The 12,948-nt window shown below is 37.9% G+C and carries 11 protein-coding genes and 1 tRNA gene; 8 read left to right on the forward strand and 4 right to left on the reverse strand.

The window, feature by feature from the left end:
* Nucleotides 1–310: 310 nt before the first annotated feature.
* The 3 genes from TY21_RS07050 to TY21_RS07060 all read right to left on the reverse strand — a co-directional run bounded on the left by TY21_RS07050 (nt 311) and on the right by TY21_RS07060 (nt 4,301).
* Nucleotides 311–898 carry a hypothetical protein gene (locus tag TY21_RS07050; RefSeq protein ID WP_042239955.1) on the reverse strand — a complete coding sequence of 196 codons (588 nt, stop codon included), beginning with the start codon at nt 896–898 and terminating at the stop codon, nt 311–313.
* A 783-nt stretch (nt 899–1,681) separates the two neighbouring features.
* Complete coding sequence (gene murA, locus TY21_RS07055) at nt 1,682–3,115, reverse strand: UDP-N-acetylglucosamine 1-carboxyvinyltransferase (protein ID WP_079979869.1); 1,434 nt, start codon at nt 3,113–3,115, stop codon at nt 1,682–1,684.
* A 169-nt stretch (nt 3,116–3,284) separates the two neighbouring features.
* Nucleotides 3,285–4,301 carry a triacylglycerol lipase gene (locus TY21_RS07060; protein WP_042239952.1) on the reverse strand — a complete coding sequence of 339 codons (1,017 nt, stop codon included), beginning with the start codon at nt 4,299–4,301 and terminating at the stop codon, nt 3,285–3,287.
* A 350-nt stretch (nt 4,302–4,651) separates the two neighbouring features.
* Between TY21_RS07060 and ispF the strand changes: the two genes are divergently transcribed.
* The gene (gene ispF / locus TY21_RS07065; protein ID WP_042239949.1) at nt 4,652–5,149 is read left to right on the forward strand and encodes a 2-C-methyl-D-erythritol 2,4-cyclodiphosphate synthase; all 498 of its coding nucleotides are present in this window, start codon (nt 4,652–4,654) and stop codon (nt 5,147–5,149) included.
* An 89-nt stretch (nt 5,150–5,238) separates the two neighbouring features.
* Here the strand turns inward: ispF and TY21_RS07070 are convergent, their stop codons facing one another.
* Nucleotides 5,239–6,390, reverse strand: coding sequence for a sulfite reductase flavoprotein subunit alpha (locus TY21_RS07070; protein WP_042239945.1), 1,152 nt, complete (start codon nt 6,388–6,390; stop codon nt 5,239–5,241).
* A 167-nt stretch (nt 6,391–6,557) separates the two neighbouring features.
* Between TY21_RS07070 and TY21_RS07075 the strand changes: the two genes are divergently transcribed.
* From TY21_RS07075 to TY21_RS07105, 7 genes are all read left to right on the forward strand, one after another.
* The gene (locus tag TY21_RS07075; RefSeq protein WP_042239942.1) at nt 6,558–7,169 is read left to right on the forward strand and encodes a hypothetical protein; all 612 of its coding nucleotides are present in this window, start codon (nt 6,558–6,560) and stop codon (nt 7,167–7,169) included.
* Between the two features lie 54 nt (nt 7,170–7,223).
* Nucleotides 7,224–7,307, forward strand: a tRNA-Leu gene (locus tag TY21_RS07080).
* Nucleotides 7,308–7,340: 33 nt separating this feature from the next.
* Complete coding sequence (locus TY21_RS07085; protein WP_042239939.1) at nt 7,341–7,976, forward strand: thiamine diphosphokinase; 636 nt, start codon at nt 7,341–7,343, stop codon at nt 7,974–7,976.
* A 192-nt stretch (nt 7,977–8,168) separates the two neighbouring features.
* Nucleotides 8,169–9,977: a translation elongation factor 4 gene (lepA, locus tag TY21_RS07090; RefSeq protein WP_039383287.1), complete on the forward strand. Its 1,809-nt coding sequence runs from the start codon at nt 8,169–8,171 to the stop codon at nt 9,975–9,977.
* A 23-nt stretch (nt 9,978–10,000) separates the two neighbouring features.
* Nucleotides 10,001–11,320: an adenylosuccinate synthase gene (locus TY21_RS07095; protein WP_042239935.1), complete on the forward strand. Its 1,320-nt coding sequence runs from the start codon at nt 10,001–10,003 to the stop codon at nt 11,318–11,320.
* A 9-nt stretch (nt 11,321–11,329) separates the two neighbouring features.
* A complete protein-coding gene (uppS, locus tag TY21_RS07100) occupies nt 11,330–12,088 on the forward strand; it encodes a polyprenyl diphosphate synthase (protein ID WP_052354450.1) in 759 nt (252 codons plus the stop codon).
* Entirely contained in the window at nt 12,085–12,939 is an 855-nt protein-coding gene (locus tag TY21_RS07105; protein WP_042239932.1) for a phosphatidate cytidylyltransferase, read from the forward strand. Before uppS ends, TY21_RS07105 begins: the two co-directional genes overlap by 4 nt.
* Nucleotides 12,940–12,948 lie beyond the last annotated feature (9 nt).

Here is a 12,948-nt window from a genome sequence, read left to right on the forward strand (position 1 = left end):
AAGCAGACAGCATTTACATGCTTTCGAGGCGCTGTGGGTGGGTGGTGGTGAAACGAGGAGAAGAATAAAACCTTTTATCAAATATTATTATTGACTCTCACTCTCTCTTGCATATTTTCTATTTAGCGTTATGCTCTGCTTCTTTGCCTTGGATCGTTAGTTTTTCCACCTTTATAGTGAGTTTTTATTTTTTCATACGTCTAGCGTACTCTTTATCTTTATATGTAAAACTTTTGAATTGCATCAACTAATCATAAATTTAAGTTTTTTCTTTTAAACTTAGCTATGTAATTTTAAAAAATTTTCTATTTCAGAATTTTGTGCTGTATGAATATCCATCTAAACTTGCTTCAAGCATTTTTATACCTTTGTTTCTCTTGTCAGATGCTACATCGATGATTCCTTTCATACCTTGAGCTATGAGATCGAGTTGTATGTCGATTAACTCTTGATGAATTCTAACAGTTGTAGCAACAACTTCTTTCACAGCTGTATCTATCTTATTCCTCAAAATAAATTTTTGTAGCATAGAATCTAGGACTACCTCTTTACTCTTTTCAGCCATCACTTTGGCAGTATGCTCAATAAATTTTTCATCTACTTCTTGTGCTGTGCATATAAAAGCCTCTAGTTGTAATCTCAACTTTTCTGCAATTTTTGAAAGTTCATCTATTTTTGAAACGGTCAAATCCTCTACTTGCTTAAAAAATGCTTCGCTAGCTTTGACGCTTAGTGGTCCCGCTTTTTCAGCATTTTGCAAATATTTAAAGTTAATACCTGATAGGTGATGGATAGATCGACTATCTAAGAAACCTTGGAAATCTGCTTGGGCTGATTGTTCTGTTGATAAGGGTAGGGTCTTGGAGGAAAGACTTACGGTAGCACTTAAAGGTGTCATGATATAAACTCTACTTATTATTGCACTTAGGTCTATCTAATAGCTTAATTTCTTTAATTTTATGCTGCATTATAGGGAAATTACATAAAGATTTAATTCACCCTTTTCATTATATAATCATGATCCCATCCGGCTTTCGTTCTCTTACCCTTGATTCTTAGCTTTTGTCTTTATCAGCTTTTAGGAGATTTCATAATGCATTTTTTCAAAATAAATAGACTTTCGGGGCCGTGGTCTTTATGAACTTTGCTCTTAACTTCTTCATAAGAAATATCCTAATTGCCAATAAACCTTATGGTAAGTCGACCCGTTGAACTTCCCCACCAGCCTCTCTTAAAATGAGACTTAGAACCTCTCGATTTCATACCGTTCTCAATTAAGCAAACGTTCCTAATCATCCCTTTTTTCCAGTTTACAAATGGCCCTGTTTTTTCCCCACTATCTTTTCTATAAAGCAGCAATCCCCGCGAATAAAAATTTTAACGTTATTTACAGATAACCTTAAGGTTTGCTTATCGAAAAGCAAGAGGATACCTTAAGCTTTCTTTGCCGAAGTTAATATTTACCACTGTAGTACCAAGCTATCTTTCTTTAAAAACCTGTAAGTGGTCATAGAGTATGCCCAGCTTTAGACGCGATTCTGCGGACATCTGCAATGCCAAAAATGCTCACAAATAGCTGTTTTTTCTATTTATTGTCCTTTCTAATTTATAGTAGACCCTTAGCATCAATGTCTTAAGTAGCCCCCGGCCGGTGACCGCTTACAAAAACCTTTAGAAAAATTTAGATAGTTTGCAAAACAGGTAATTTTTTCTTTTTTAATTCTTTGATAGGTTTGGCTAAAATAGCTACTTCCTCCCCTTTTGACACGGGTTGTAAAGTTTTTTCCTTTTCCGTCGTACGCGTCACATCTACCCCTAAAGAACCAAGCTTTTGAAAAAGCTCTCCATAGCCTCTGTCTAAGAAATGCAATCCCGAAATTACACTAGTTCCTTTAGCTAAGATTGCAGCCATTACATAAGCAAAACCTGCTCTTAAATCAGGAACAGAAATATCCCTAGCAACAAGAGGAGTATTACCTTTAACTATAATACTATGGCAAAAACTTTGGGAAGCAAAGCGGCATTCTTTACCACCTAAACATTGCCTAAAAAGCGTAATATCAGCTCCCATTTCCTTCAACACCTCCGTATAGCCAAAACGATTTTCATACACAGTTTCATGCACCACTGATGATCCTGTCGCCTGTGTAAGCAGCACAACGAAAGGCTGCTGCCAATCTGTCATGAAGCCGGGATGCACGTCTGTCTCTAGGTGGAGCCCGCCTTGAAGGGGCCCGTCATAGTAGAATTCAATTCCATTACTCTTAATTTCAAATCCTCCTCCTACCTCTCTAAGCTTATTTAAAAGAGTAATCATATTTTGATGCTGAGCGCCTTCCACAAAAACACGTCCTTTGGAACTTATAGCTGCTATTCCCCAAGAAGCTGCTTCAATACGATCAGGGATCACGGTATGTTCCACTTCATAAAATCGTCGTGTGCCTTGGATATGTATCGTACGATCCACATCTAATGTAATAATGGCACCGAGTTTTTGCAAAAAAAGAATTAATTCTACAATTTCTGGTTCAATGGCTGCATTTTTTATTGTGGTTAAGCCCCGAGCTGTGACGGCTGCTAAAATGGTATTTTCTGTAGCTCCTACCGACGGAAAAGGCAAATGTACTAGCGTACCTTTCAGGCCATTGTGAGCATGAGCAAAATAAGCTCCTTCGCGCTTCATTCCTCTATATTCAATAACAGCTCCTAATTTCTCTAGGGCAGCAATATGAAAATCTACCAAGCGCATTCCAATATTACATCCCCCCACCGTTGGCACAATAATATCTTCTTCAGTACGTCCCAATAGCGCTCCAATCATCAAAATAGGAATTCGATTGGCTCCAGAGAACCTTTGAGGGATATAAGAAGTTTTAAGTTCTTTAGTAATCACTTCCATGACCCCATTCACACGGTCCCACTGCACATCCATGCCTATTTCTTTACATAAATCTACTGTAACAGCCACATCCCCAATGTTAGGAACATTATAGAAGCGACATTTTTTATCTGAGAGAAGAGAGGCTACCAGCAGTTTAGTCATCGCATTTTTTGCACCTGCTGCTTTTACATGACCTTTTAAAGGGGTTCCGCCCTTAATTTTCAATATTTCCATGTTTTTAATGCAACCATACGTAAAAATTAATTTATTGTTAAATGCTCGAAAAAAAGCTCGATTATCCGTAGTTTTTTTGATTATCTTATTAACAAAAAAAACTTTTAAATACAATAAGAATCTGAATTAAAGTTAATTTTTTTGGATAGATAAAATAAAGCACCTATTTTTACACTTTATTTTGTCGAATTTTGTAATAATTTATCACTTCTTCAATCAACGAGTCTGAAAATAAAAGGGATAAATGGCCTACATTTGAAAGTGTTAATCGCTTGGTATAAGTAGTTTCATTAAATAAAGCACTGGAAAGAGGAACTAATAAATCTGTTTTACTAGCTATATGGAAAAAATGAGTTGTAGAGGGCAAATTTAAAATTCTCTTACTAAGGTTGGCTAAAAAAGCGCTTTGCGGATGCATTTCTTTAACAGCCTTCCCTATCCCCCAAGCCGCCAAGAAAGCTCCTTTTAATGGAGAGCCTAAAGTAATAATATCTGTTACTAGCAAATTACATTCAGCCAATTTAGAAGCAGCGACACAGGCTACTATCCCCCCCATTGAATGGCCAATAAGTGTAATATCATTCCTGCCTGTCACTTTTTGAATTTCTAGCACTTTATTTCGAACTTTTTCGGCATGAGTTTCAATAGAGTCGAAAGGCTTTCCTAGATGCACCGTAAAAACAGGCCCTAATTTTTCATTAGAAAAGCGGTAACGATAATATGCCCATGAGCCACTATTACTATAAAGTCCATGGATAAGTAAAATAGGTTGTTGCCCATTTCCTTTTTGAGGATCTCGTTTTTCTAAATTTACAAATCGTAAAAAATTTAAAGCCATCAAAGAAAAAAATTCACAAACAATAGAATAAATATAATTGGCCAAAGAAACTAAAGATTGAGGAAGCCTAGAAGCCATCGAATTTAACATATTTCCACTAAGAAAAACTCCTAAAGCGCTGACCGAAAGTATAAATGTATACTTAGAAAGCATAGAAAATGAAGTTCTAGAAAATAAATTTATTACTCCTGCCAAAGTAGCCAGGCTACATAAAGTAGCTAAAGCTACAAGGGCTAAATGCTTAATTTTCCAATAAAACCCTGCTTTTTCACTTTTTTGGTTCCCTTCATTGATAAAGGGGTGTTTAAGGTGGAATCGGTGGGGACGGTGAAGATTTAGAGATGCCATTTTATGATCCTTCTTTAAGAGTGGCCATTTTACTAAAAAATATTTTTATTTTGAACTTTTTATTTTTAATAAATCTATATTAGCTTTAAATACTTATCTTTAATCCTATTACCTAATAAGTAGAGACATAATTTTTTCAGAAAGCTTATAGAATGTTAACTGTAGCCTTACTTACTGCTTTTTTCTATTTCTAAACATTCATCTGCCTTTTCTTACTTGATCTTTTGTAAATAGCAACCAGCCAAGAGCTCAACTTACCTTTCTAATTTAAGAAAAAGCAAAAAAATGTTTCATTCAAATTCTCAGATTTCTAAAATAACGCCACATCTATTAACGATTAAGAGGTAGAAATGATAGTAAGAACAGGTATAGGTCAAGATAGCCATCGTTTTTTACCGGTTGAAACCTCAAAACCCTGCATTATTGCGGGGCTAATCTTTGAACATACCCCTGGATTTAATGCTAATTCTGATGGTGATATTGTTTTTCATGCCATTTGTAATGCTATAAGCTCGCTCTCAGGAGTCTTAATTTTAGGAAATATTGCCGATGAGCTTTGCTTAAAAGATGGAATTACCGATAGTGAAGTTTACCTTCTTGAAGCTATAAAAACATTAGGGGCCCAGAAAGTTACGCATGTGTCTATCACCCTAGAAGGTAAGAAGCCTAAATTTAAAGATCGCATTCAAGCGATGAGGGAGAACATTGCACGCGTAATGCAAATCGAGGTGTCCCAAGTAGGAATAACAGCAACTTCAGGCGAAGGCTTGACAGACTTCGGTTGTGGCGAAGGGGTCCAATGCTTTGCAATAGTGACCACCTGTCAGCCTACACCTTTATCTCCGTGAGTGCCTTCCTTCTACTTTCAAATAAGCTAAGGCTTAAATCTACTTCTTAAGCCTCTTTAAAGATCTGTAGAAGGCAGTTTATAAGAATGTTAATAAATATCCCGAAGATAACGTTTTTCGTTACGCAAATGCTTAACGAGTGCTTTTGCTTCCGCTTCGCTTTTCTTACCATGAACTTGAATAATTTCATGCAAGGCAGATTCTACATCTTTTGCCATACGCGCAGCATCTCCACAAACATAAATGTAAGCACCTTCATTAATCCAGCGATAAAGGTCAGCGCCTTGCATTAGCATACGGTGTTGGACATAAATTTTTTCCTGCTGATCACGTGAAAAAGCGACATCTAAGCGGAGCTTACCTTGCCGCTCTAAGCTTGTCCAATAATCTGCATAAAAAAAATCAGTCGCGCGATTGCACTCCCCAAAGAAAAGCCAATTTTTACCTTGAGCCTCCTTCGCCATCCTTTCTTGCATGAATGCACGGAAGGGGGCTACTCCAGTGCCAGGGCCAATCATAATAATAGGCGTATCAGAGTGAGAAGGAAGTGTAAAACCATGATGAGGTTGAATATAGATGGGTACAACAGGCTGGTGAAGAGGGACTGTTTCGCATAAATAATGCGTGCACACCCCTACCCGCTGATATCCATTGGTATGATATTTTAATACCCCTACGGTAAGATGCACTTCTTCTCCTACTGCCGACATTGAAGAAGAAATAGAATATAGACGAGGTAGCAAGGGCATAAGCATATTGCATAGCTCTTGCAACGAAAAAACTACTTCGTTGTTCTCTTCTAAGATATCCCACAGCTCATGGGACTGTAAATAAGCTTTAAACTTTTCTTGAGCGCCTTCTGCCAGAACAGCTTCTAACGTTTCTCTTTTTTTCTGATTAGGTTGCCCTTGAGCAATTATTGACAAAAACTTTTTGCTTAAGTCGGTCACATTAGCTTTTGTGGTTAAAAAATCGCGCAGTGACATACTCTTTCCTGTATGCTTGCTAATTATCAATTCCGAACCTTGTGCACGCATAGCAAGAAGTGTTTTATTAACTATATCCCGAGGATTGATAGGAAAAATACCTAGGCTATCGCCCACTTTATAGGTCAAGCCTGATCCTTTAATATCTAAAACCACATGTTGAGTATTTTTTATAGATTCTTCTCGAGTTAAATTATAACGTTCTTTGATTGTGGCCAGAAAAGGATGATGTCGATTGTAAATTAAGGATTCCATAAAACTAGTATTTAGAAGTTAAAATCAACAAAGTGTAACATAATTCTTTTTGGCTTTCAGCAAAATTCTAACTTATTTAAAAATGAGTTACCTCTCATAATCTGCTTGAAAATTAACAATTCATCCACTATTATTTTTAATATAATAAGAAAACACACTAGGTTTTTATGAGTTTAATTAATTGTGATTATAAAATCTTTACAAACAATCAATCGGTTGATAAGAATATCACTTTTTTACCCACAAGAACAAAAGACACGAGTACTTTTTTTTGGGGCATTGCCGAGCCTCTTCACCCACCTGCTGCTCAACTTTCGTCTCAGGCTTCTTCCCATCCAAGCCAAAATGCAGGCAACGAACCTACTCCCCTGCCTCCATTATTACCGTTGAAACCTCCTGAAGACATCCTAAAGCAAGGAGAAGAAATAAAAAGCAGGAAACTACTCTCTAATGGCATCAAATATATAGGACCCTTAAAAGCAGGTCTTCCCGAAGGAATCGGTAAGCTTACCTACGAAATGATAAACGAAAAAACCCAAACTCTCTTCTTTACCACCTACTCCGGCGAATTTCGTGGGGGAAGATTAAATGGTCGAGGATTGATTGTTTACAGTAATGGAGATAAACTAACAGGAAATTTTCAGCATAACTTATTAGTGGGACTAGGAAAGCTGGTCAGACAAGATGGAAAAACATTTTCTATTCTTCAAAATCCTGATCACAGCTATTTGATAATAGAGCCCCTTTATCTAAATAAAGGCTGCTTCTCTCTTAAATAAGATATTTTCCATTTACGGAAATAAGCTTATTTTAATACGATGTCTGTTCATTAAGCGGCCATGGCGGAATTGGTAGACGCGCTAGATTCAGGTTCTAGTAGGGGTAACCCTGTGGATGTTCGAGTCATCTTGGCCGCAATCCTTGAGCTAAATTTTTATGTATGAGTGAGGATGCATTACCCTTTATCTCCCCAAGTAGCTATTGTCGCTAATGGCGAAATTTCCTCTTATTCTCAGACCAAGCACCTTCTTTCTTCTTTTTCAAAGATCATAGCCGTAGATGGGGGCTTAAAACATTGCCAGAAAATGGGAGTCACTCCTTGCCTTCTTATCGGAGATTTAGACTCTTTAGAAAAAGAAGTTCTTGAACAATATGCAGATCTTCCCCTTTTAAAATATCCTGAAGATAAAAATGAAAGTGATTTAGAGCTAGCCATCCATAAGCTTTTAATGGAAAAAGTAGGATCTATTGCTTTATTTGGTGTATTAGGAAAGCGCAGTGATCATCTTCTTTATACCTTGTACCTTCTGTCTCGCCACCCTTCTCAGCTTATGATAGAATCGGAAAAGGAGACTATTTTTTGTTTACAAGGACACAATCGGATTAAGACGTTTATCGGGCAAACGATCTCTTTAATTCCTTTATCCCCTGTGTATGGCATCCGAACTCAGGGCCTTAAATGGGAGTTGCAAAATGCTGATTTTGACAAAAAATTTATGAGTTTATCAAATGTATGTAATAGCAACGCTGTGGAAATTAATGTACTTTCTGGTGATTTAATATGCTTTCTTCATAAAAACTCCTAATTTATTTAGAGAAATTAGATTTTTCTTCCTGTATCTAGTCTGTTTCAAAAAAGTTTATGCACCAAGATAGCTATAAATTAAATGTTGCTTGAAAACATTCATGGTATCGATTAATTTAGTTGATTGATTTCCCTTACAACCCCCATCTTGATAAATTTAGATGTAATAAAAGGCAGTGATTAGGATTTTTGCATGGTTTCATACAACAGAAAAAATATTCGCAACTTTTCTATTATTGCTCATATTGACCATGGAAAGTCAACGATTGCGGATAGATTGATAGAACTTACCCATACAGTCTCCAAGCGAGAGATGCAAGAGCAGCTACTGGATGATATGGATCTTGAAAGAGAACGGGGCATTACTATTAAAGCTCACCCTGTGACCATGAATTATCAAGCCGAAAATGGACAAATTTATCAAATTAACTTAATCGATACGCCAGGGCATGTTGACTTTACCTACGAGGTCTCGCGATCTTTAGCCGCTTGCGAAGGAGCCCTGCTAGTGGTAGATGCAGCTCAAGGCGTCCAAGCTCAAACTCTTGCAAATGTTCATTTAGCGATTGAACGTGACTTGGAAATCGTGCCTGTGCTTAATAAAATTGATCTTCCCAGTGCGGATATAGAAGGTGTAAAGCAACAGATTGAAGATGTAATTGGGCTAGATGCTTCTCATGCTATCTGCTGCTCAGCCAAATCAGGAATAGGGATTGAGACCATCTTAGAACGTATCATTAACGATGTTCCTGCTCCTAAAGAACCTGTCGATGATCTACTCCGTGCCCTGGTTTTTGACTCCCATTACGACAATTATCGAGGAGTTATGGTTTACATTCGTGTGATTAGTGGAGAAATTCGCAAAGGCTCTGCAATACGCATGATGGCTACCCATAAAGCCTGTGAAGTGTTAGAAGTAGGAAAATTTACCCCCTCTGAAAAACCTGTGGAAACTTTAAGGTCAGGGGAAGTGGGATATATGATCGCCAACATAAAAAAAACTTCCGATGTTAAAATTGGGGACACCATTACTTTGCAAAAACATCCAGCTCCCGATGCTCTGCCAGGCTTTAAGAATATCAGCCCGGTAGTATTTGCAGGCATATATCCTATTGATTCCACAGATTTTGAAGCTTTACGCGATGCTTTAGAAAAACTTCAACTTAACGATTCTTCTCTGCATATCGAACAAGAAAGCAGCATGGCTTTGGGCTTTGGATTCCGTTGTGGCTTTCTAGGACTTTTGCATTTGGAAATTATATTTGAGCGCATTCAACGTGAATTTGACTTAGATGTTATTTCTACAGCTCCCAGTGTTATTTACAAGTTCCATTTGAATGATACTTCCATTAAAGAAATCGATAATCCTGCTCACTATCCAGACCCTACTCACATCGACTATGTAGAAGAGCCATGGGTAAAATGCCACATTATGATTCCTGCCGAATATCTAGGCGCGATCATGAATTTGGGGATGGATAAAAGAGGAAATTGTATTAAGACAGAAACTATGGATGCGCGCCGGCTTCTAATTACCTATCGCTTTCCGCTTAATGAAATTATTACCGATTTCAATGATAAGCTTAAATCAATCACTAAAGGATATGGATCTTTTGACTATGAATTTGATGGTTATGAGAAAAGCGATATCATTAAATTAGAAATTCGTGTTAACGAAGAGCCAGTAGATGCATTTTCATGCTTAGTGCATCGCTCCAAAGCAGAATCTAAAGGAAAAGCCATTTGCTCTAAACTCGTTGAAGTAATCCCCATGCAGCTTTTCAAAGTACCTATTCAAGCGGCTATTGGGGGGAAAATTGTTGCGCGAGAGACTATCCGCGCCCTCACCAAAAATGTGACAGCTAAGTGCTATGGAGGCGACATTACACGCAAGCGCAAGCTGTGGGAGAAGCAAAAAAAGGGTAAAAAACGTATGAAAGAAATTGGTAAAGTCAATATCCCGCAAAGTGCTTTTATGGAAGTTTTAAAAGCAGGAGATTAATCGATCATTAAAAAAGAGTTAATATGCCACAAGTGATTTTGATTGGTGCACAATGGGGGGATGAAGATAAAAGTAAAATTATTGATATACTTACAGCTCAGGCCAAGCATGTTATTCGCTCTCAAGGCGGCAATAACGCAGGCCATACAGCTGTCCTTGATAAACAAGAATACAAATTCCATTTAATCTCCTCAGCTATTCTCCATTCTCACACGCATTGCTATATAGGTGCTGGCACCGTCATCGATCCTGAAGTACTCATTCAAGAGATGGAAGATTTAGAAAGTAAAGGTGTCCAAATTAAAGGACGTCTATTAATTTCACCTTCTGCCCATATTATTTTCCCCTACCATCGAATGCTAGATTATCTTCTTGAGCAAAAGAAAGGCGAACGTGCTATAGGCACAACCGGCCGAGGAATTGGGCCTTGTTATGCTGATAAAGCCCAGCGTTTAGGCATTCGCATGGGAGAACTTGTGCGTCCTGATATTTTCGGCAAATTGCTAAAAAGCATTCTTCAGCTAAAAAATGAAGAGCTTACCAAGCTTTTCGGTGCTGAAAAACTAAATGAGGAAGAAATTTATAAAAAGTATAGCCGCTATGCGGAGCTTTTAAAACCTTTTGTGGCAGAAGTGGAAGAGCTTATTCATCAAGCTATAGATAATAAAGAAAATATTTTGTTCGAAGGAGCTCAAGGGACTTTCCTAGATACTTCTTTAGGAACTTACCCCTATGTCACCTCTTCATCTACAATCGCTGGGGGCATCTGTGCCGGCGCTGGAGTAGGCCCCACCTGCATCGATCATACCTTGGGAGTTGTTAAAGCCTACACTACACGTGTGGGCAATGGACCTTTTCCTACTGAGTTTCAAGAAAATGAAAGTTTTTTGAATCATCCTATCACAAGTGAGTACAGCAATACAGTAGGGCGTAGAAGACGGATTGGATGGTTTGATGCAGTGCTAGCACGAACGGCTGTACACATAAATGGCATTGACTCACTAGCAGTGACTCAGCTCAATAGTCTAGATTATTTAGATCCTATTAAAGTTTGCGTAGGCTATCAAATTCATGGAGTACGTATCAATCATCTTCCTTACATTAGCGAGGATCTAGATAAGATTGTCCCTATTTATGAAACTATACCAGGCTGGAACGCCTCCACTAGCCAAATTACCAATTATAAGGAATTACCTCAAAATGCACAAAAATACCTATCAAAAATTGAGCAGCTTTGTAGAGTACCTATTAATATCATCTCTTTAGGGCCTCAACGAGAAAAAACCCTTATTTTAAAAGATTTATTTTCAACAAAGGAAAAGGCAGCTTGCAAGCATGCTTAAATAGAATTTATGAATATTAGCGTGAAAAACAACTATTATACTCTTGAACAAAAGGCCAGCTTAGATCCTAAGCGTATTCCTCATCATGTAGCTTTTATTCCGGATGGCAATCGACGCTGGGCCAAACGACAACAAATGAGATCCATAGAAGGTCATCAAGAAGGTTCTGATAACCTGATTGAAATTGTAAAAGCAGGAAAAGAACTAGGAATAAAAAATTTTACTTTTTACCTTTTCTCTACCGAAAATTGGAGCCGTCCTCAAGAAGAAATCGATGCCTTGATGTGGCTTTTGCATACTTATTTACTCGAGCAACAATCTTCTTTTGTGGAAGAAGGGACGCGTTTATGTACTATTGGAAATATTGCTGCTTTACCAGAGTACGTACAAAAAACTATAGAGGAAACCCGACAAGTTACTGCCCACTGCCAAGAAGCGGACCTAATTTTTGCCCTGAATTATGGAAGTCGCGATGAAATCAAACGTGCTGTGCAATCTATCGCGCAAGATATAATCCATAAAAAAATTATTCCCGAGCAAATTTCTGAAGAAATTATCTCTCAATATCTTGATACGGCACCCTGGAGCGATCCAGATTTACTTATCCGCACGAGTGGTGAATTAAGATTGAGTAACTATTTATTATGGCAGCTCTCTTATACTGAAATATTCTCGTCAAACGTATTATGGCCAGATTTTACTCCTTATCATCTTTTAGAAGCATTATTAAACTACCAAAAGCGTGAAAGGCGCTTAGGGGGCGCATGAGCAATCTTCAACACCGCCTTCTTTTGGGCAGTATGACCACTCTTTTTGCTATTTTGCTGCTTTGGTTTTCTCCCTACCTATTTTTTCGTCCTATTTTTGCTTTAATCCTTGCTGCTTTCGTTACCCTTGCTGCCGCTGAACTTTTTCACCTAGCCAAAAGCAAAAACTACCAACCCCTTACGAAAATAGGCTTGACAGGCTGTTTTTTATACACTCTTTCAGTGTATGTGAGTACCCAGTATGGTCAAGCTCAAATTCTCCCCTACATTGTTCTTATATTGATTGTATGGATGTGCTTTTTCTATTTTTTTAAAACAGGCGATAAGCCCTTGCTTAATATCTCCATTACCCTGCTTGCATTAATGTATGTAGCCATTCCTTTAGCATCTTGGCTCAACATTGCCTACTTTTTTCCAGAAAACTCTCCTCAAGAAGGACGGTGGTGGCTGCTCTACTTATTGGCTGTTACGAAAACAACCGATATAGGGGCTTATTTTGTGGGTAGCATTCTTGGCAAGCATAAAATGGCTCCCTACTTAAGTCCTAAAAAAAGCAACGAAGGAGCAGTGGGAGGACTTTGCTGCGGTTTAGGCGCAAGCTTTACTTTTTATTGGATAAGTGCTCACATTCCTTTTCAGATCACTCTTTTTCAATGCCTGACATTAGGAATTTTATTAAGCACACTAGGACAGATAGGGGATCTTGCTGAATCCTTGCTAAAGCGTGATGCTGATATTAAAAATAGCAATCAAATCCCCGGACTGGGTGGTATACTAGATATGCTCGATTCGCTAGTCTTTACTTCTCCTATTGTTTATATTTTTCTTGAAATTCAATCTGCATCTAGCTAAATGCAATAG

It is taken from the genome of Neochlamydia sp. S13 (assembly GCF_000648235.2).
Classification (GTDB): Bacteria; Chlamydiota; Chlamydiia; order Chlamydiales; family Parachlamydiaceae; genus Neochlamydia.